This is a genomic window from Nostocoides sp. (genome assembly GCF_035343835.1).
GTDB lineage: Bacteria > Actinomycetota > Actinomycetes > Actinomycetales > Dermatophilaceae > Nostocoides_A > Nostocoides_A vanveenii.
Genome location: NZ_DAOQZV010000031.1, coordinates 1 through 20,615, shown reverse-complemented (window position 1 = coordinate 20,615; position 20,615 = coordinate 1). Strand labels below are relative to the sequence as shown.

The 20,615-nt window shown below is 69.7% G+C and carries 16 protein-coding genes and 1 pseudogene; 10 read left to right on the top strand and 7 right to left on the bottom strand.

Features of this window, described 5'->3' with window-relative positions; all coding sequences use genetic code 11:
* From PKH97_RS03975 to PKH97_RS03945, 7 genes are all read left to right on the top strand, one after another.
* The coding region (locus PKH97_RS03975) for a carbon-nitrogen hydrolase family protein (protein ID WP_324386109.1) at positions 1–925 on the top strand (925 nt) is incomplete at its 5' end.
* A gap of 86 nt (positions 926–1,011) precedes the next feature.
* Entirely contained in the window at positions 1,012–3,159 is a 2,148-nt protein-coding gene (locus tag PKH97_RS03970) for a hydantoinase/oxoprolinase family protein (RefSeq protein WP_324386108.1), read from the top strand.
* Positions 3,156–5,135, top strand: coding sequence for a hydantoinase B/oxoprolinase family protein (locus PKH97_RS03965; RefSeq protein WP_324386107.1), 1,980 nt, complete (start codon positions 3,156–3,158; stop codon positions 5,133–5,135). The genes PKH97_RS03970 and PKH97_RS03965 overlap by 4 nt, the downstream gene beginning before the upstream one ends.
* Positions 5,136–5,412: 277 nt before the next feature.
* Complete coding sequence (locus PKH97_RS03960) at positions 5,413–6,582, top strand: CoA transferase (protein ID WP_324386106.1); 1,170 nt, start codon at positions 5,413–5,415, stop codon at positions 6,580–6,582.
* The gene (locus PKH97_RS03955) at positions 6,575–8,095 is read left to right on the top strand and encodes a carboxyl transferase domain-containing protein (protein WP_324386105.1); all 1,521 of its coding nucleotides are present in this window, start codon (positions 6,575–6,577) and stop codon (positions 8,093–8,095) included. The genes PKH97_RS03960 and PKH97_RS03955 overlap by 8 nt, the downstream gene beginning before the upstream one ends.
* 109 nt (positions 8,096–8,204) lie before the next feature.
* Positions 8,205–9,146, top strand: a complete 942-nt coding sequence (gene arcC / locus PKH97_RS03950; protein ID WP_324386104.1) for a carbamate kinase — start codon at positions 8,205–8,207, stop codon at positions 9,144–9,146.
* A 35-nt stretch (positions 9,147–9,181) separates the two neighbouring features.
* A complete protein-coding gene (locus PKH97_RS03945; RefSeq protein WP_324386103.1) occupies positions 9,182–10,318 on the top strand; it encodes a ring-opening amidohydrolase in 1,137 nt (378 codons plus the stop codon).
* 144 nt (positions 10,319–10,462) lie between these two features.
* Here the strand turns inward: PKH97_RS03945 and PKH97_RS03940 are convergent, their stop codons facing one another.
* From PKH97_RS03940 to PKH97_RS03930, 3 genes are all read right to left on the bottom strand, one after another.
* Positions 10,463–11,635 carry an ATP-binding protein gene (locus PKH97_RS03940; protein ID WP_324386102.1) on the bottom strand — a complete coding sequence of 391 codons (1,173 nt, stop codon included), beginning with the start codon at positions 11,633–11,635 and terminating at the stop codon, positions 10,463–10,465.
* 202 nt (positions 11,636–11,837) lie between these two features.
* Positions 11,838–12,920, bottom strand: a complete 1,083-nt coding sequence (locus PKH97_RS03935; RefSeq protein ID WP_324386101.1) for a DNA polymerase domain-containing protein — start codon at positions 12,918–12,920, stop codon at positions 11,838–11,840.
* Between the two features lie 9 nt (positions 12,921–12,929).
* Positions 12,930–13,865, bottom strand: coding sequence for a LysR family transcriptional regulator ArgP (locus tag PKH97_RS03930; protein WP_324386100.1), 936 nt, complete (start codon positions 13,863–13,865; stop codon positions 12,930–12,932).
* Positions 13,866–13,935: 70 nt separating this feature from the next.
* Here PKH97_RS03930 and PKH97_RS03925 point away from each other — a divergent pair, with 70 nt between their 5' ends.
* Complete coding sequence (locus PKH97_RS03925; RefSeq protein WP_324386099.1) at positions 13,936–14,598, top strand: LysE/ArgO family amino acid transporter; 663 nt, start codon at positions 13,936–13,938, stop codon at positions 14,596–14,598.
* A 51-nt stretch (positions 14,599–14,649) separates the two neighbouring features.
* Here PKH97_RS03925 and PKH97_RS03920 read toward each other — a convergent pair whose 3' ends face one another.
* Genes PKH97_RS03920 through PKH97_RS03905 form a run of 4 tightly spaced genes read right to left on the bottom strand, consistent with a single transcriptional unit; the run spans position 14,650 to position 18,190 of the window.
* Complete coding sequence (locus tag PKH97_RS03920) at positions 14,650–15,258, bottom strand: response regulator transcription factor (RefSeq protein ID WP_324386098.1); 609 nt, start codon at positions 15,256–15,258, stop codon at positions 14,650–14,652.
* Between the two features lie 22 nt (positions 15,259–15,280).
* Positions 15,281–16,420, bottom strand: coding sequence for a sensor histidine kinase (locus PKH97_RS03915; protein WP_324386097.1), 1,140 nt, complete (start codon positions 16,418–16,420; stop codon positions 15,281–15,283).
* A gap of 11 nt (positions 16,421–16,431) precedes the next feature.
* Positions 16,432–17,247 (bottom strand): ABC transporter permease, encoded by an 816-nt coding sequence (locus PKH97_RS03910; RefSeq protein WP_324386096.1) that lies wholly within the window; start codon positions 17,245–17,247, stop codon positions 16,432–16,434.
* A 1-nt stretch (position 17,248) separates the two neighbouring features.
* On the bottom strand, positions 17,249–18,190 hold the full coding sequence (locus PKH97_RS03905; protein WP_324386095.1) for an ABC transporter ATP-binding protein: 942 nt from the start codon (positions 18,188–18,190) through the stop codon (positions 17,249–17,251).
* Positions 18,191–18,290: 100 nt separating this feature from the next.
* Here PKH97_RS03905 and PKH97_RS03900 point away from each other — a divergent pair, with 100 nt between their 5' ends.
* The gene (locus PKH97_RS03900) at positions 18,291–19,544 is read left to right on the top strand and encodes an MFS transporter (RefSeq protein ID WP_324386094.1); all 1,254 of its coding nucleotides are present in this window, start codon (positions 18,291–18,293) and stop codon (positions 19,542–19,544) included.
* Positions 19,545–19,587: 43 nt separating this feature from the next.
* Positions 19,588–20,615, top strand: a pseudogene (locus PKH97_RS03895) (DNA helicase); the annotation flags it as partial.

Here is a 20,615-nt window from a genome sequence, read left to right as displayed (position 1 = left end):
GCAGCCATCCGCGGGCTGCGGTGACGCGATGAGAGCCTTCACCGCTGCCGCCGTCCAGATCGCACCCGTCCCCGGGCCGCTCACGCCGGAGTCGATCGAGGCGAATCTCGCCAAATGCGTCGCGTTCACGCGCGATTGCGTGGCGGCGACGGGGGCCGAACTGGTCGTGCTGCCGGAGTCGGCGACGACCGGTTTCACCCCTGACTGCAGCACCGAGGCGCTGTGGGATCTGGTCACTGACCTGCCCGGCCCGATGATCGAGCCGCTCCAGTCGGTCGCGCGCGAGTTGGGCGTCGTCGTCTGCGTGGGCACCTATGAACGCGGCCCCGAGCGCGGCGTCGTCTACAACTCTTCGGTGCTGATCGACCGCGACGGATCGCTGCTCGGTGTCTATCGCAAGACGCACCCGTTCTGCTCCGAGATCGTCACCGGCGGGGGGTGGGTCACTCCCGGCGACACCGTCGCGGTGTGTGACACCGACCTCGGCCGGATCGGGATGATCATCTGTTTCGACGGCGACTATCCGGAGTTGTCGCGGATCCAGGCCGTGCAGGGGGCAGAGGTCATCTGCCGGCCGTCCGCGCTCCTGCGCTCGGCGGACATCTGGGAGTTGACCTCGCGGGCGCGGGCCTATGACAACCACGTCTATCTGATCGGTGCCAATGCGGTCGGGGCAGACCCGGCGGGCGTGCTCTACTTCGGCAACTCGCACATCGTCACCCCGATCGGGCACATCGTCGCCAAGGCGGCGACCCACGAGGGCTGGGTCAGCGCCCGGCTGGACCCGGCGGAGGCGATGGCCTCGCTGACGCCTGGGTCCAACATCGGCCAGGCCTTCGATCACCTGCGCGACCGCAATCTCGACCTGATCGCCAAGCACCTGGACGATCTGAGCGCCCCGGCCGAGACGAGCTTCCCCCACTGACGTCGGGCAACCTTGCCCAGGAGCGCGGGACTGGTTGGCAATCAGTGCCAAGGCGAGGGGCGGCATACGGCCGGTTGAATCGTGCCGTGACTCAAACGGCGCAGCGACGCATCCGGATCGGGATCGACACCGGCGGGACGTTCACCGATGTGGTGGCCCTCGACGAGGTCAGCGGCGAGCTGGTGACCACCAAGACCCCCAGCACGCCGGGCAACCCGGCGGACGGCTTCATCGCCGGGATCGAAAAGATCCTCGGTCTGATGGGCGCGAGCGGCGAGGACATCACCGCCGTCTCGCACGGGACCACGGTCGCCACCAACAAGCTGCTCGAAGGCAAGGTCGAGGCGCTTGGCTTCATCACCACCGAGGGCTACGAGTTCATGCTCGAGATTGCTCGGCAGTCGGTGCCCGATGGCTACGGCAACTCCTACTTCTGGGTCAAGCCCGATCGCATCGTCCCGGCCGACCGGGTGCGCACGGTCGGCGGGCGCATGGACTTCGAGGGCAACGAGGTGCGGGCCTTCGACGAGGCCGGTGCCATTGCGGCGGCCCGCTGGTTCAAGGACCAGGGCATCACCACCCTCGGCGTCTGCTTCCTGCATTCCTATGCCAACGACGCCCACGAGCTGGCCATGCGCGACATCCTGCGCCGTGAGCACCCCGAGGCCGTCGTCTCGATCTCCTCCGAGGTGCTGCGCGAGTATCGCGAGTACGAGCGATCGATGACCACGCTGGTCGACGCCGCCGTCAAACCCAATGTCTCGCGTTATGTCACCAATATCAGCTCGCGCTTGCGCCAGATGTGGGAGCAGCAGGACGAGCGAAGCGAATTCGACGATGTTGGCAGGGTGCACGGGGGGGCGACTCCGACCCGTGGCTTCTATGTCATGAAGTCCAATGGCGGCGTGCTCTCGGCCGACGAGGTCGTCCACCAGCCCATCACCACCGTCTTGTCGGGCCCGGCAGCCGGCGCGCTCGGTGCGGCGCTCATCGCCAAGGTCGCCGGCTTCCCCAAGATCCTGACCTGTGACGGTGGCGGCACGAGCACCGATGTGTCCGTCGTCCTCGACGGCGAGCCGACGCTGACGACCGAGGGCAGCGTCGGGGCCTACCCGAGCAAGATCCCGATGATCGACGTCGTCACCGTCGGCGCGGGTGGCGGCTCGATCGCCTGGATCTCGCCGGAAGGCGCGCTCAAGGTCGGCCCGCAGAGCGCGGGCGCCGACCCAGGGCCGCTGTGCTACGCCAAGGGCGGCACCGAGCCGACCATCACCGACGCCCACGTCACCCTCGGTCGCATCCCTCCGCACCTGCTCGGCGGTGAGATCCCGCTCGACGTGGACGCCGCCCGCCGCGGCATTCACGGCCTCGCCGAGCGACTGGGTCTCGACTTCGAGCGTTGTGCCACAGGCATTCTCGAGATCTCGGCCTGGAACCAGGCCAATGCCCTGCGCCAGGTCAGCGTCAAGCGCGGCCTCGACGTCCGCGACTTCATGCTCACCACCTTCGGCGGCTCGGGCTCGCTGCTCGCGTGCCGCCTCGTCGACATCCTCGACCTCGCCGGCGTCGTTGTCCCCCCGAACCCCGGCAATGTCAGCGCCTTCGGCCTGCTCACCGTCGACGTCAAGAACGACTACGTTCAAACCCACGTCCGCAAGCAGTCGGCGCTCGACTTCCCCGAGATCCAAGCAATCCTCGACGACCTGACCGCCAAGGCGGCCACCGCCCTTAAGAAGGAGGGCTTCGCGCAGGCCGATCACCGCTTCCAGCGCACCATTGACGTGCGGTATGTCGGCCAGGCCTTCGAGGTGCGCGTCCCCGCACCCGAGGGTGCCGTCGACCAGACGTACGCAGCGCACATCGCGGATGCCTTCCACGCCGCGCACCGGCAGCTCTACGGCTACGACTTCCGCGACGACCCGACGCAGCAGGTCGAGTGGGTCAACCTCCGCGTCACCGGCATCGGCCCGATCACCCGGCCGGAGATCCAGCGAATGCCGGCCCCGGGCCGATGGACGTTGACCGAACCTCCCTACCGGGAGGTGTGCTTCGATGCCGACGAAGGCTATCGGCGCACGCCTATCGTCCAACGCTCCGATCTCGTTGCGGGCGCGCAGCTTTCCGGTCCGGTGATCATCGAGGAGTTCGGCTCGACGATTCCGGTCCACCCCGGATTCGATGTGCGCGTTGACGATTTCGGCAATCTGGTGATCGCGAAGGAGACCGCCCGATGAGCACCACTGTCGAGAAGGCCTATGTCACGGCCAGGCCGGTCAATCCGGCGGGGCTGCCCACGGCATACGAGCACGGCGGCCGCCTGACCGCGGAGGGGACCACGGTCGATCCGATCCTTGTCGAGATCGTCCAGGGGACACTCGCCAGCGTCGAGATGGAGGTCGAGACGGCGATCGGGCGCACCAGCCGAAGCCCGATGATCCGCGACGCCCATGACTTCCGCGCCGGCATCCACGACCGGCAGTTGCGCAAGCTGACGGGCCGCTCCTACAGCGCACTCGTCCACCCGGTCGCGCGGGACTTCCCGCTGGCCGAGATGGCCGAAGGTGATGTCTTCTTCCACAACGACGTCTACGAGTCCGAGGGCGGCATCGGGCACCTGCCCGACCTCTGCGTCACCGTGCCGGTTTTCCACGACGGTGAGGTTGTCGCCTTCGTCCAGGCCTTTGGGCATCACGACGACATCGGCGGCGGCTGCCCCGGCTCGATGCCGAGCGGCGCGACGAGCGTCTACGAGGAAGGCCTCGCGGTCCCGCCGATCAAGCTGTGGGACAAGGGCGTTCCCAACAAGGCCGCGCTGCGGATCATGACCCGCAACTCCCGGATGCCCGACTCGCTCGCCGCCGATCTCGACGCCGAGTGCTCCGCCTGCCTGATGGGCGCGCGGCGCCTGTCCGAGCTTTTCGCACGCTACGGCCGCGACCACATCGAGGCTGCCTTCGACGCCATCCTCGACGCGACGACCGAGACCTACCGGCGCGAGATCCTCGCGAAGATCCCCGACGGCACCTACGTCTGGGAGGACTACGCCGAGCACGACGGCGTCGACGCACCCATGCTGCATACGCAACGCATCACGCTCACCAAAGTCAGCGATGCGCCGGCGGACCCGGAGAACGGGCGGCCCGCCGGACCGCGGCTGATCATCGACTTCACCGGGACCGCGCCGCAGGCCAAGGGACCGATCAACCACTGCGGCGACTATGTCGGCGGCAACTTCCTGAAGAAGTGGCTGGCGCCCATCCTGCGCAATCTCGCCGACACCCCCGAGCGCATGGCCGAGCTCGACGTCAACGAGGGCATCGTGCCGCTGATCGAGATGCGCTTCCCCGAGAAGGGCACGCTGCTCACGCCGATCCACCCCGGCCCGACCAATGCCCGCACCTTCGTGATCCTGCGATTGCTCGGGGTGCTCGCCGGCGTGGTCGCCAAGGCGGTCGACGGACGGATGCCCGCGGACCAGGAGACGATCCGCTACACCGGCGTCTACGGGCACGACCGCGACGGCAATGACTACCTCATGCGCGAGGTCCTCGGCGGCGGCTCGGGCGGGCGCTATTACGCCGACGGCGAGGACACCATCCACGTCGTGCCCGACTCGCGCAACCTGCCGACCGAGTTCACCGAGGGCCGCTTCCCACTCCTGGTCGAACGTCTCGGGCTCGCCGTCGATTCGGGTGGCGCCGGACGCTACCGGGGTGGGTTGGGCTATGAGAAGCACATCCGGATGCTCAAGGACGCCCACTTCATGTCGATCGCCGACCGCTCGATCCTGGCCTGTTGGGGCTTGAAGGGCGGCAAGGCGGGGGCGCCCTTCCACGTCACCATCGACCCGGGTGGCCCCGAGGAGCGCGATGTCGACGCCCTCGCCGATGCCGAGCCGATCCGCGCGGGCCAGGTCGTGCGCATCCGGACCACCGGTGGCGGTGGCTGGGGGGACCCCCTCGACCGGCCGTATGACGAGGTCGAGCGCGATCTGCGCTGGGGCAAGGTTTCTGTTGACGGGGCCCGAACGGCATACGGCGCGGTGGCGCGGCTGGACGGCGACGGTGTGCACATCGACGCCGCGGCAAGCGATGCCCTGCGTGCCGAAATCCGTTCCGCCCAACGCGAAGAGCCATTCTTCGACCGGGGCCCGGGCTATGCCCGGCTCGCCGGGGACGGATCGAACGCCAACGAGTTCGACTGGATCTGAGCCCTACGTCCGGTCGCCCGCTCCCTACCGAGAAGGGCAACGTTCGGTGACGCTTGCCTAGTGTGTCGACGCGTGCACGGATATATCCCTGCACGCGGCGTCGAACCCCGCAAGGGAATCAGAACGCTGCCATTCTCGAGGGGGGTGGCCGGCGGTCTGGGGCGTCAGCAAATGCTGCCAGGAGTGGCCGGGGTGGGTTGTCCCACAGTGCCACGGGGGTGGCCGCGCCGGCGCCCCTAGTCTGCTGTAGCACGGACCCAAGCAAAGGAGCATTTCGGTGACCGGACCCCTGGACGGCATCATCGTCATCGATCTTTCCCGCGCCCTGGCCGGACCGCAGGCCGGCATGATGCTCGGCGACCTGGGTGCACGCGTCATCAAGGTCGAGTCTGCGGGCGGCGACGACACCCGCGGTTGGGGGCCCCCATTCGTCGGACCCGATCACGACATCTCGACCTACTTCCTGGCCGCTAATCGCAACAAGGAGTCGATCGTCCTCGACCTGAAATCGGACGACGGACGTGACATCCTCACCCGGCTCGTCGAGCGCGCCGACGTGCTCATCGAGAACTTCCGGCCCGGCGCCATGGACCGCCTAGGCTTCGGCAATAGTCACCTCCACGAACTCAACCCACGGCTGATCGTGTTGTCCATCAGCGGATTCGGGCACGACGGACCCGAGGGCGGCCGGGCCGGATACGACCAGATCGCGCAGGGCGAAGCCGGCCTGATGTCGGTCACCGGATCCGGACCCGAGGATCCCCAGCGCGTCGGTGTCCCCATTGGCGACCTCCTCTCGGGCATGAACGGCGCCTTCGGCGTCGTCGCCGCCCTGTATGACCGCGAGCGCACCGGCCGCGGGCGCGTCGTGCGGATCAGCTTGCTCGCATCCGTCATCGGCGCCCATGCCATGCACGGGACCAACTACCTCGTCGGCGGCAAAGTCGGTCGGGCGCAAGGCAATCACCATCCCTCGATCGCGCCCTACGGCCTCTTCCACGCCGCCGACGGCCCTGTCCAGATCGCCTGCGCGGCCGAGAGTCTCTGGAGCAAGTTCGCGACCACCTTCGACATCGATCCGGCCGCCGAGGGCATGGCGACCAACCGTGAGCGGGTGGAAAACCGGGACGCGGTGGTGGCGGTGGTGAACGCCGCCCTCGCGGTGCATACCGCGGCTGAGGTGCTCGCACGCTGCGCCGCTGCCGGAGTGCCGGCCGGCAAAGTCCGCAGCATCGAGGAGGTCTATCAGTGGGATCAGGTCGCCAGCCAGCACCTGCTCATGACGGTCGACCACCCGGTGCTCGGCGAGATCACCATCCCCGGATCGCCCCTTCGCTTCGGCGACAACGACTTCTCCGGTGGGCGCGAGACGCACCTGCCCCCGCCGGGTCTCGGTGAGCATTCGGACCCGATCCGGGAGTGGCTTAAGGGACCGGCCGATGGCTGAGCCGCGCACCCGGCTCGGGGCCCGCGAACTCTTTGACGCCGTGCTCGACCCGGGCAGCTTCGTCTCGTGGGACGGCGCGGTGCACTCGGTCACCGAACCGAACAGCACGTATGCCGTCGAACTCGCCGAAGCCGCGCAGCGAGCCGGCACCGACGAGTCCATCATCACCGGCGAGGGCCGGATCGGGAGACGTCGAGTTGCGTTGATAGCCGGGGAGTTTCGCTTCCTCGCGGGGTCGATCGGTCGCAGCAGCGCCGAACGCATCGTTCTTGCCTTCGAGCGGGCGACCCGCGAGGGGCTGCCGCTCTTCGCCGGCCCCGCCTCGGGTGGCACGCGGATGCAAGAAGGTACCCCGGCTTTTGCCACGATGGTCAAGATCACCGCAGCCGTCTCTGCCTTCAAGGCGGCCAAGCTGCCCTACATCACCTACCTGCGGCATCCGACGACCGGCGGTGTGTTCGCGTCCTGGGGCTCGCTCGGCCATGTCACCGTCGCCGAGCCCGGCGCCACGATCGGCTTCCTCGGGGCGCGCGTCTACGAGGCGCTCTACGGTCAGTCGTTTCCCGACGGCGTCCAGACTGCGGAGAACCTCTATGCCAACGGCCTGCTCGACGCGATCCTGCCCGTCGACGAACTCACCGCCACCGCAGAGCGCTTCCTCGACCTCGTGCTCGCTCCTCGCGTGGGATCGGCGATCCCCGAGAGCGAGCCCACGCCCTGGCCCGACATCCCGGCCTGGGAATCCATCGTCCGCACCCGCCGCCCCGAGCGACCGGGTGTGCGCGAACTGCTCAAACTCGGCGCGAGCGATGTCATCCCGCTGCACGGCACGGGCGCGGGGGAGTGGGATCGCTCGCTCTTCCTCGCGCTCGCGCGCTTCGGCGGTATGCCGTGTGTCGTCCTCGGCCAGGACCGCCGGCATACCCCGGGCCCGGGTGGCGCACTGGAGACCGTCGATAAACCATTGTCCCCCAGCGGATTACGCGTCGCCCGACGCGGGATGAAGCTCGCCACCGAGCTGGATCTGCCGCTCGTCTCGGTCATCGACACCTCCGGCGCTGCCTTGTCCAAGGCGGCCGAGGAGGGCGGTCTCGCGGGCGAGATCGCCCGCTGCCTGGCCGAGTTGGTGGCGCACGCCGAGCCGACCCTGTGCGTGCTCCTGGGGCAGGGCACGGGCGGCGGCGCCATCGCCTTGATGCCCGCCGACCGGGTCATTGCGGCGCAACATTCGTGGCTCTCGCCGCTGCCTCCCGAAGGCGCGAGCGCGATTCTCTATCGCACGACGGAGCACGCCCCGCATATCGCTGCCCAACAACGGATCCGTTCGATCGACCTGCTCGCCGACGGCATCGTGGACCGGGTCGTGGCGGAGCACCCCGATGCCGCCGACGAGCCGGCGGAGTTCTGCCGGCGGATGGCCCAGGCGATCGCCGGCGAGTTGACTCGGCTGACGCAGATGCGGGCCGCCTCGCGGCTGGCCGCTCGCCACGACCGCTACCGCCGGCTCGGGTGAACAAGCCGGTCCGGGCTGGGGGCATTGCGCGAATCTGCCAACGGATGCCGCACCCCTGGGCAGGTGCTGCCAACGCCGCCACGGCGCCCGGATTTCTAGGCTCGGGGACATGAAGATCCTGATCGCGCTCGGCGGCAACGCCATGACCGGCCCGGACGGCAGCGCCACGCCGGCCGCGCAGCGCGACGCCATCCGGATCGCCATGTCCCACGTCGCAGAGGTGCTCGCGCGTGGGCACGAGGTCGTCCTCACCCATGGCAATGGTCCGCAAGTCGGCAACCTGCTCGTCAAGAACGAACTCGCCGCGAGCGTCGTCCCACCGGTCACCCTCGACTGGTGCGGCGCGCAGACGCAGGGCACGATCGGCTTCACCATCCTTGATGCGCTCGAGAGTGAGCTGGGCGACCGCGGACTGCAGCACCCGGCCGCCGCGCTCGTCTCGCGCACGTTGGTCGACCCCGCCGACCCCGGCTTCGCTCGGCCCACCAAGCCCGTCGGCCGCTACTTGCCGTATGCCGATGCCTTGGTCCTCATCGATCACGGCCAGGTCTGGGAGGACCGCGGCGAGAAGGGGTGGCGTCGTGTGGTCGCTTCACCCGAGCCGGTCGAGGTGCTCGAGACGCCGACCATCCGCACCCTGATGGCCGCCGGCTATCTCGTCGTCGCGGCGGGCGGCGGCGGCATCCCGGTCGTGCGCAACTCCGAGGGCGTTTTGCAGGGCGTGGAAGCCGTCATCGATAAGGACCTCACCGCTGCCGTTCTCGCCGGCGCGCTGGGCGCCGACGTCCTGGTCATCGCCACCGATGTCGAGAACGCCATGGTCGGCTGGGGCACGCCGGAGCAGCGTGCACTCGGTGCGGTCAGCCTCGCCGAGATGCGGGCGTATGCCCAGGCCGGCGAGTTCGCCAGCGGCTCGATGGGGCCCAAGGTCGAGGCCGCCATGCGGTTCGTCACGGCCGGCGGAGAGCGCAGTATCGTCACCTCACTCGAACGCATCGCCGACGCGGTGGAGGCGACCGACGGCAGTGTCGGCACCGTCATACGGAAATGAAATCGGTTCTGTCCCAATGAGAAAGGTGCACGCACGTGCCTGAGCCCATCGAAGTTCGCAAGGTTCCGATCCACTCGGTCGCTGACGCCTCGGAGTTGCAGAAGCTCATCGACGACAGGGTCATGGACCCCAGCCGGGTCATCGCGATCATCGGCAAGACCGAGGGCAATGGCGGTGTCAACGACTACACGCGCATCATCGCCGACCGGGCCTTCCGTGAGGTGCTGATGAAGAATGGCGCGCCCGAAGAGCAGGTCAAGGGCGTCCCGATCGTCTGGTCCGGCGGCACCGACGGCGTGATCAGCCCGCACGCCACGATCTTTGCCACTGTGCCCGCCGACCAGGCCGAGGCGTCCGACGACCTGCGGCTGACCGTCGGCTTCGCGATGAGCGAGCCGATCGCGCCGGAGGAGATCGGGTATGTCGGCATGGTCGACAAGGTCGCCGACGCCGTGCTCGTCGCGATGGAGCGGGCCGGGATCACCGACCCCGCTGATGTGCATTACGTCCAGACCAAGACGCCGCTGCTGACGATCCACACCATCCGCGACGCGAAGTCGCGCGGCCACCGCGTCTGGACCGAGCACACCCACGAGTCGATGGATCTCTCCAATGGATGCACCGCTCTCGGCATCGCCAAGGCGCTGGGTGAAGCCACGGACATCGTCGACGCCGACGTCATGCACAACCGGGACAAGTACTCCTCGGTGGCCTCCTGTTCCTCCGGTGTCGAACTGGACCAGGCGCAGGTCGTGGTGGTCGGCAACGCCAAGGGCATCGGTGGGCGCTACCGGATCGGGCACTCGGTGATGCGCGACGCCCTCGACGCCGATGGCATCTGGTCGGCGATCAAGGACGCCGGGCTCGAGTTGCCCGAGCGGCCGCACTCCAGCGACATCGACGGCCGGCTGGTCAACGTCTTCCTCAAGTGCGAGACCTCGACCGACGGGACCGTCCACGGTCGACGCAACGCCATGCTCGACGACTCCGACGTGCACTGGCACCGCCAGATCAAGAGCGCTGTCGGCGGCGTCACCGCATCGGTCACCGGCGACCCGGCGGTCTTCGTCTCGGTGTCGGCGGCGCACCAGGGCCCGGACGGTGGCGGCCCGGTCGCCGCGATCGTCGACCTCGGCGCGGGCGAGCCCACGGGCTACCGCTGGACGCGCTGACGCAACCCGCGGCCGAACCGGCCTCTCGACAGACAGGGAACCGGCCTCTCGACAGACAGGGAACCGGCCCCTCGACGGGGCTGAACCGGCCTTTCGACGGGGCTGAACCGGCCTCTCGACGGAGGACGCGGGGACCCGGACGGGTCAGCCGGCCTGGAACTCCCGGATCCACGCGCCCATGCCGGGGAGGGTGAAGCGCAGACGCCCGCGCCCCGCGGCCTCGATCACGCCCCGGTCGATCAGGCGCGCCCGCGGCACGCTGATGGCCCGGGACTCGCGGCCCATGGTGGTGGCGATGTGGTCGCGCGGGACGATCTCGTCGGCATACTCGGCCATCGCCGAGAGGAAGGCCTGCTCCAGCTCGGACGCCGAATCCCACCGGGCGCGGCACATCGCGGCGAGCTGGCCGCGCATGCCGTCGGAGCCGGCGTCGACGTCATCGAGTTCGAGCACGTCGCCGGCTTCCGGCCCCGCGGCCTGCCAGGTCGAGTCCCCGACCAGTTGCAGCAGGTAGGGGTTGCCGTCGGCGATGGCGAGTCCGGCGTCGAGGGCGGCGCGCGCCCAGCCGACTGACGCCGCGCCCGCCGGCTCCTCCAGAACCCGGCGCGAGTCGGCCTCGTCGAAGCGTTCCAGCCCGATGAACTCGCTGCGCTCGCCGAAGGTCGCCGCCCGCATGATCATCTCGGGCGTGGACGGCAGGCCGGCCGTCATAACAGCCAGTGGATTCTCGGCGCGCCGGCCCGCGAGATTCTGCAGGACGTTGAGCAGGACGCCGAGCTCGGCATAGGGCGCGGCATGCAGCTCGTCGATCAAGACGAGTAGGCCCGCGCCTCCGCGTGCTCGCACGGCCACCGCGGCCTCGTGCAGCACCCGCTCCATCCCGCCGATCGCCGCCGGTGGCAGCTCGGCTCCGGCCGGGGCTGTCGCGAACTCGGTCGACAGCGACACCCCGAAGATCGCGAACTCGACGGCGATCGACTCCAGCACACGCTTGGTCGACCGGTCGTCGAGCACCTCGGCCTCGACCAGCGCGCGGCGCACCGAACTCGCCAGCTCGGTGAGCATCGGGCTGCCCTTGGCGCAGGCCACCCAGGCGGTGACGAAGCCCAGTTCCCGCGCGCGGTCCTCGGTGTCGCGCAGCAAGGAGGTCTTGCCCAAACCCCGTGGGGCGTGCAGCACGACGGGTGGGCCGGCCAGCTCACCGAAGGTCGTGACCCGGGCGAGCAGGTCACCCATCCGGGTGCGCTCGCGCACCCGGCCGACGAGGACGTGGGGGAGCGCTCCGGGGGTGAAGGGGCTGGGGATCGGCACAGGCATACCTCAGGGATAGTTCGTTATACAAGGTGCGGGTATAACACCGCTTCCGGACGACCACCACTGTCCCACCGACCACCGACAACCCGCCACGCGGTGCGCTCCCAACGCCGCGTCCTCGCGTCCTCGTCCTCGTCCTCGCGTCCTTGCCCTGGCGCCCCCGCGACCTCGCGGACTCGGCCCCGCGAAGCGGAACCGGCGCGAGTCAGTCGGCCAGGCGATTTCCGTCGGCATCCCAGTGGGCGGCGACCTTCTTGCTCGGCTGCACGCGCGGCGGCTCGCCGGGCATCTTCGGGTAGTCCGGCGGGAAGGGCATCTCGCCGAGTCCGGACTCCTCATACAGGCGCAGCAGCGGCTCGATCGAGAACGCCTCGTCATCGATCGCGGCCCAGGGATCGCCGTCCACGAGCCGCTCGGGAACCGTGAACAGGTTGAAGGCCGACGGGTCCCGCAAACCCGCCAACTCCTCCCAGGTCACCGGCGTCGAGACCGGCGCGCCCGGCAGCGGGCGCAGCGAATAGGCCGAGGCGATCGTCCGGTCACGGCAGTTCTGGTTGAAGTCGACAAAGATCCGCGCCCCCCGCTCCTCCTTCCACCAGGCGGTGGTCACGCCGGAGTCGCGCGCCTCCAGCGCGCGCCCGAAACCGATGGCGGCGTGCCGGACGTCGAGGAACTCCCAGTCCGGCCGGATGCGCACAAAGATGTGTACGCCGCGATTACCGCTTGTCTTCACGAAGCCCCGGATCCCCAAATCCGACAACAACTCTCGGGCCACGCCAGCCACGCGCACCGCGTCGCCGAAGGTCGTCCCGGGCTGCGGATCGAGATCGATGCGCAGTTCGTCCGGCCGGTCGACGTCGGCGCACCGAACCGGCCAGGGATGGAAGGTCAGTGTCCCCATGTGCGCGCACCACACCGGCACAGCGATCTCGGTGGGGCACACCTCGCGCGCCGTGCGCCCGGACGGAAAGGTGATCTCGCACGACTGCAGATAGTCCGGCGCCCCAGTTGGGACCCGCTTCTGGTAGAACGCGTCGGCCTGCTCGCCCGGCCGGCCAGTTCCCAGCTTCATCCCGGGCAGCACGCCCTTGGTCCAGCGTTCCAGGGCGGTCGGCCGGCCACGCAGGGCCCGCATCAAGCCGTCGTCGACCGACGCGAAATACTTCGCGACCATCACCTTGGTGACCTCCGCCGTGGTCTCGGTCGCGGGGTAGATGACGCGCTCGGGAGAAGACACGCGCACGGCGCGGTCGCCCGCGATCACCTCGGCGGCAGTCGGCTTGGCCATGACCCCAACCTAGGCCCTCGTCGCTGGACCCCACCCGCGGACGCCGTGCGACGCCGTGGGCCGTAAGTGCACGTCGGCTGCGGCGAGGACCACCTCGGTCAGGGCGCGCAGGGGCGGCGAGTCCAGCGGCCATACCTGCCAAAACAGCGGCACGTCCATCGGCCGATCGGGCGCGAGCGCCACGACCGTGCCGCGCGCCATTTCACCCTCCGCCTGGAGCTCCGGGACCATCCCCCACCCCATGCCCAGCCGTATGCCGTTCAGGAAGTCCGCCGTCGAGGGCAGGAAATGCGTTGGTGGCGTGAGGGATTCGCCAGTCACCTGCTGGATGAACCGGTGCTGAAGCGTGTCCTTGCGGTTGAAGACGATCAGTGGCGCGTCGGCCACCGCCGCGTCGGTCAGGCCGTCGGGCAGCGCGGCGGCGGCGAAGTCGGGGGAGGCCACCGCGAGATAGCGCATCGACCCCAGCGGGGTGACCGCGCAGCCGGCGACGGGCCGATCGATCGATGTCACCGCCGCGAGCACGGACTCGGAGGTGAACAGCTCATACGTCCGGTCCTGGTCGTCGAGGTGCACATCGAAGACCGCTCGTTGTCGCGCGGGCATCCGCGCGAGCGCGGGGAGGAACCACGTTGCGAGCGAGTCGGCGTTGACGGCGATGGGCAGGCGGGCGAAGCCCGCGCCGCCCCCCAGCCCGAGGTCGTATGCCGTGTCGTCGGCCAGCCGTGTCGTCGTGCGGGCGAGCCGGAGCACCGCGGCTCCGGGGCCGGTCACCCGCACGGGTTTGGTCCGGGTGATCAGCACCCGGCCGACGCTCGTCTCCAGCGCCTTGATCCGTTGGCTGACCGCGGACGGGGTGACGCCCAGCGCCGCGGACGCGGCGTCGAAGGTGCCTTCGTCCACGACGGCGGCGAGGGTGCGCAGCTGATCCAGGGACGCTTCCATACAGTAATGCTAATGATTCATAAGGAATCTGCGTTGGTGCTGATGGTGTTGCGGCGCCTACCGTCACCTCATGGAATCGCCCTGGACCGCGGCATTGACCGGCCTGCTCACCGGCGCTGCGCTGATCGTCGCCATCGGCGCGCAGAACGCCTATGTGCTGCGGCAAGGCATCAAGCGCGAGCATGTGCTGCCGATCGTCGCGATCTGTGCGGTCTCGGATGCCGTCCTTATTGTGGCCGGTGTGGTGGGGGTGGGGGCCCTGGTCACGGCGGCGCCCACGCTGCTGACCGTGGTTCGGATCATCGGGGCGGCCTTCCTGATCGGCTACGGATTGCTGGCAGCACGCCGGGCCCGCGGGGCCGACCACCTGGAAGCGGTGACCGGCGGCGGGCCGACGGCCCTGCGGACGGCGCTGCTGACCACTCTGGCCTTCACCTGGCTCAATCCGCACGTCTATCTGGACACGCTCGTCTTCCTCGGCTCGGTGGCCGCGACCCAGGGAGCGTGGCGCTGGTGGTTCGCCGTGGGTGCGGTGACTGCCTCGCTTGTGTGGTTCACGGGGCTCGGTTTCGGTGCCCGCCTGCTCGCTCCCATCTTCGCCCGGGCGAGCGCGTGGCGAGCCCTGGACGCGCTCATCGCCGTGGTGATGATCGGGCTCGGGCTGGCGCTGGCCTTCGGTTCGAGTCCCGTCGAGAGCGCGCAGGCGCTCACGTCCACCATTGGAGGCGGCTGAGCTATGACCGTCGATGCCTACTGGTGGGGACCGTGACGCGGCGCAGTGGCGTCAGAGCCAGCCGTTCTCCTGGGCGACTCGAGCGGCGTCGGCGCGATTGCGGGCATTCGTCTTGCCGATGACATTGGACAGGTGATTGCGCACCGTTCCTTCCGAAAGGTGCACGGCCGCAGCGATATCGGTGATCGACCCGCCGTCCAGGACAGCCCGCAGCACGTCCGCCTCCCGCGCCGTCAGCGGTGAATCGCCGGCGATCAGCGAGTCCATCGCCAGCGCCGGGTCCACCACGCGCATTCCGGTATGAACGCGCCGCACGGCGTCGGCGAGCAGCCGCGCCGGGGTGTCCTTGACGACAAATCCGGAGGCACCGGCCTGTAGGGCCCGCCGCAAGTAGCCCGGGCGGCCGTAGGTGGTCACGATCAGCACCCGCGCGGGCGAACCGCTGGCACGCAGCGCCGCGGTCGCCTCGATACCGTCCATCCCGGGCATGTCGACATCCATCAGCACGACATCGGGTGTCACCGACGCCGCCAGGGCGATCGCTTCGGTCGCCGAGGACGCCTCGCCGACGACCGTGAGGTCGATCTCGAGGTCGAGCAGCGCGGCAAGCGCGCCCCGGACCAGAGCCTGGTCGTCGACCAGGACAACGCGAATTGTCATCGCAACCCCCTCGCGGTCAACGCTACTTCCCGGCGACGACGACCTCGAATCCGTTTTCGTCGGCGGACGATGTCGTCACGCTCGCCCCGACCAAACGCGCCCGCTCGCGCAGCCCGCGCAGGCCACTGCCCTGGGCGCCGCCGTGCGCTCCGCGGCCGTCGTCGCGCACGACAATTCGCTTGGGCTCCAAGTCGATTCGACAGGTCGACGCCCCCGAGTGGCGCACCACATTGGTGACCGACTCGCGCACCGTCCAGGCGAACAGTTCCTTGAGCCCGGGGTCAACCGCGTCCACGGCCGTCGGCAGGCGCGGGGTGATGCCGGCCGCCGTCAGGGCCTGTCGCGCCGACGCCAACTCACCGGCGAGGGAGATCTCCCGCACCCCGACGACCGCGCCGCGCACATCGGCCAACGCCTCCCGCGCCAACGCCTCCACCGAGGCGATCTCGGCCCGCGCCCGCTCGGCGTCGGCGTCAAGGAGGCGCCCGGCGAGCTCGGCCTTGACGGTGATGACGGTCAGGGAGTGACCGAGGATGTCGTGGATGTCCCGGGCCAGCCGGTGCCGCTCCTCCTCCACTGCCAGCCGGGCGTTCTCGCGGCGAGCCGCCGACAGATCGGCCGTGCGGCGCATCGCGAGCCGCCCCGCGCTCACCGCCAGCATCGCCATGACGATGGACAACGAGACGCCCGTATGCCGATTCCACCCGTCCAGGACGCGCACGAGCGTCTCGTAGCCCCCCGCGAGTGCCAGGCCGATCGCCAGGGCGTAGGGCATGGGCATCGTCCACAGGCCGGAGACGGCTAGGAAGACCCAGGTCGCCGTGCCCGGCTGCCCGATGAGCAAGGTGACGGCGACGGTCAGGGCGACCAGAACGGCATACCGCGGCCATCGTCGGGAGGTGACCCGCTGACCGACGAGGCCGTCGGTATTCGCGTCGAAGGCGCGTGACCTCTCGAAGTGCCACATATAGAGCAGTGCGAAAAGGACGGTGGCGGCGAGGCCGAGTTGCCCGCGTACGCCCGAGCGCGCCGACCAGGCCGCCGCTAACGGCTCCAACAAGAAGATCAGCCAGACACCGACGAGCGCGAGCCGAGCCAGGTGCGAAATTGCGCGGTCCCGGTCCTCGCCCTCGAGCGAGGACAGGGCCGGGAGCCGCGTCATACGGGACAGTGTCACACCCGGGCGGTGTCCTTGCGGAAGCGCCAGACCGCCCCCGCGACGAAGATTGCCCCCCAGGCGACCATATTGATCACCCACGAGATGTCGAAGGGATCATGAGTGCCGGACGTGGTCAGCGTGAGCGGCCAGTGGGCGACCTGCGAGAGGCCGTAGATCGGTGTGAGGGAGGCGATCCGGCCATAAGTCGAGGACGGGTCGATCGGAGCGCTGAAGATGCCGCCGAAGATCGACAGGACGGCCAGCACCGGCCCGAGGAACTGCATCGCGTTCTCGCTCGGCAGCAGATACCCCATGAACAGTCCGAAGGCGGCGAAGACGAGCGAGCCGAGGATGATCAGCCCGGCCGAGAGGAGGGCGGAGCCCGCGCCGAGGTGGGCACTGCCGGTCAACTCGCCGACCGCGAAGGTGACGCTGGTTGCCAAGGCGCCCACGACCAGCGCGAGCACCACCTTCAACAGCACGTATGCCGTGGGCCGCAATGGCGTCAGCCGCAGCTGGCGCGACCAGCCGGAGGCGCGTTCGACGGAGACCGACGCGCCGGCGCTAGTGGTTGCCATGACGGCGCCGTAGACCGCCATGCTCACCATCACGTAGGCGCCGACATTGGCGATCACGCTCGGGCCCATGGAGTCGTCCGCGCCCTTGATCTGGGCGGAGATGAACAGGAACATCACGACCGGGAAGATCAGCGTGAAGATCATCGTGCGCCGGTTGCGCAGGATTCGGCGCAGCTCGATGCCGGCCAGGGTGGGGCTGACGCCGCCGAGGGGGGCGCGACGGGCACGGGGGTCGATCACTGTCGTGGTCATGTCAGTTCTCTTCGATTTCGGTCGCGGTGAGCGCGATGAAGGCCTCGTCGAGGCCGCGGGCGGTGACTTCGAGGTCGTGGGCGGGGGTGTGGAGGAGCAAGTGACGGGCCAGGGCGTCGGAGTCGGTCGCCGAGGCGGTGAGGATGTCCCCGCGGATATCGGCGTGGTCGATGCCGGGCACATCGCGCAGATCGTCGGCGCTGACACCGGGCCAGGTGGCGCGGACGGTCCGCCCGTTGCCCTGGGCCTTCAGCTGCGCCGGCGTGCCGTCGGCGACGATGCGACCGCTGCGGACCAGGACGATCCGGTCGGCGTACTCGTCGGCCTCCTGCAGATAGTGCGTCGCGAAGATGATCGTGCGGCCGGTGGCGGCCTCGGCGCGGATGTGCTCCCAGAAGGCACGCCGGGCGTTGACGTCCATCCCGGTGGTCGGCTCGTCGAGGATCAGCAGCTGCGGGTCGCTGACCAGGGCCATGGCGAAGCGCAGGAGCTGCTGCTCGCCGCCGCTGCACTTGCCGACCGAGCGACCGGCCAGATCGGTCAGGCCGGCCGCGGCCAGCACCTCATCGACGGGCCGGGCGCTGGGGAAGAGCGACGCGGTGTAGGCGATGGTCTCGCGAACCGTCAGGTCCTTTAGGAGCCCGCCGGTCTGCATGACGGCCGAGACCAGGCCGCGACGGATGGCTTCCCCCGGTTCGAAGCCGAACACCTCGGCGGAGCCACTCGTGGGTTCGGCGAGTCCGAGCACCATGTCGATGGTCGTGGTCTTGCCGGCCCCATTGGGGCCGAGGAAGGCGAGCACCTCGCCCTGGGCGACGTGCAGGTCGATCCCGCGGACGGCCTGGACCGTGCCGAAGGTTTTGGTGAGCCCGGTCAGGGCGATCGCGGGAGCACCGATCGCGCCCATGGCGGGGCGGTGGGGAGCGAGGGTTGCGGTGGTCATGGCGCAACCCTCGCGCCGGGCGACCGTGCCGTCTTGGGCCGCCCGTCACCTTCGGTCCATGAGCTTTGTCATGGGTGCAGCGCACTCCTAGGGTGGGCGGGTGACGGTGACCCTGGACCGGGAGGCGGCCCAACGGCATACGGTCCGGACGCTGATGGTCACCCAAGTGCTCAGCGGTGTCGGCCTGGCCGCTGGCGCGACCGTCGGCTCCATCCTCGCCGAAAAGATATCGGGCAGAACAGATTTCGCCGGACTCGGCGGGACATTCCAGACCCTGGGCGCCGCTCTCTTTGCCATTCCGGTCGCCGCGCTCGCCCATCGCGCCGGCCGACGCCCCAGCCTGACCTTCGCGTATGCGGTTGCCGTCCTCGGCGCGCTCGGCATCGTTGCCGCTGCGGTCGCCGGCTCCTTCGCCCTGCTGCTGGCCGGCTGCGTGCTGCTCGGCTGCGCGACCGCCGCCAATAGCGCCGCCCGGTATGCCGCGGCCGACCTCGCGCTGCCCGCCCACCGCGGGCGCGACCTGAGCCTGGTGGTCTGGGTGACCACGGTCGGGTCGATCCTCGGGCCGAACCTGACGGCTCCCGCCCGGCCGCTGGCTCGCGCCCTCGGGGTCGACGAACTCGCCGGACCCTTCGTCATCGGCGCCATCGTGCTGACCGTCGGCGCGGTCGTCATGTGGGCCCGGCTACGCCCCGACCCGCTCCTGCTCGCGCGAGCCCTGGCCCCCGTCGACGAGGAGCCGGCTCGCGGCTCGGTGCGCCGCGGGCTGAGTGCGATCCGCGCGTCGCGGCGGGCCACAGCCGCGGTGGGTGTGACCGCGCTCGGCCACATGGTGATGGTCAGCCTGATGGTCATGACCCCGTTGCACATGGTGCACGGCCATGCCTCCCTAGAGATCGTCGGCTTCGTCATCAGCGGCCATATTCTCGGGATGTTCGCGCTCTCCCCGCTGATGGGGATCGCGGTCGACCGGGTGGGCGCCGGACGCGTCGCCATTGGTGGCGGACTGCTGCTCCTACTCGCGACCTTCCTCGCCGGCCGAAGCGCGATCGGCTACTCCCACGATCTGGCGCTGGGCCTGTTCGTCCTCGGTGTCGGCTGGTCGGCCACCCTCGTCAGCGGCTCGGCCCTGCTCGTCGCGAGCATCCCGATCCCGAGGCGGGCCGGCGCCCAGGGCGTGTCGGACCTGGTCATGGGCATGGCGGCCGCCTCTGGCGGCGCGCTCGCCGGGGTCGTCGTCGACCAATGGGGGTATGCCCGCCTGGCTCAGTTCTGTGCCCTGCTCGCCGTCGCGGTCGTGCTGCTCGGCCTGCTGATCCGGCGCTCGGAGGCCGCAGCGACCGCGGTGCGTTGACCGCGATTCTCGCCTCACTCCGGGATTGGTTAGCCTGACCCTCGTGTCCGCCTCCCACGCTCCAGCGACCCCCGAAACCGGGGATCCGGTGGCCGAGCGCTTGGTCCAGTGGCGAGCCGAAGTGACGCGGCATGGCGGGCCCAACACCTTGCTCTGGAGCGACCACGCGATCGCGCTCGACATCACCCATGCCCACCCCGGCGGGTTGGCCAAATTGCTCGCCGGCAAGAGCACGCGCCTGACCGAGCTCTACCGCGAAGCGTCGGCGCAGGCCCGGGCTTTCTCCCGGGCGCGGGCGATCCGCGCCAAGCAGCTCGAACTCGCCCGCGAGCGGGGGGTGCCGGGCAGTTTCCTGGCGATTGGGCGGGCCAGCTGGTCGGTGGCCCGCGGCCCGCGTCCCAACGCCCCGGTCTTTTTGCGACGCTGCGAACTGGTGCCCGAGGACGCCGCCCAGGGCGACTTCGTCGTCGTCGCGACGGGGGAGTTGGAGTTCAACCCGGCGCTGCGCAGCTACCTGGTCAATGCCGGCGGCGCCGACATCCCGTTTGATGTGCTGGTGCGCATGTCGATGCGCTCCAGTGGCTTCGACCCAGGCAGCGCGTATGAAGCGCTCGGCCGCGCCTTCACCGGCCCGCCGGGGTGGTCGATCGCCCCGGATTTGTGGCTGACCACCTTCCACTACGCCAAGCTCTCGGCGGCCGCGGACTTCAACCGCATCACCCCGACTCTGCCGGCGCACCCGATCGTGGGCCGGCTGGCGCGTGGCTCGATCGGGGGGCCGCAGCCCGCCCGAGTTCAGGACGCGGCGAACCCCGAAGAGATGACGGTGCTGGATGCTGACCCGAGTCAGCTTGCGGTCCTGGAGGCGGTGCGCGGCCGGCGCACGGTCGTCGTCGACAGCGGGCCGGGCACGGGCAAGACGCAGACCATCGTCAACATTGCGGCCGACCTGGCGCGGCAGGGGCGCTCGGTGCTCGTCGTCGCCGGCCCCGCGGGGTCGCGCTCGCGAAGCGGATCCGGGCGTGCTCGGCGAGCGCCGCGTCGACGATCTCCACCGCGGGCATGGCCCCG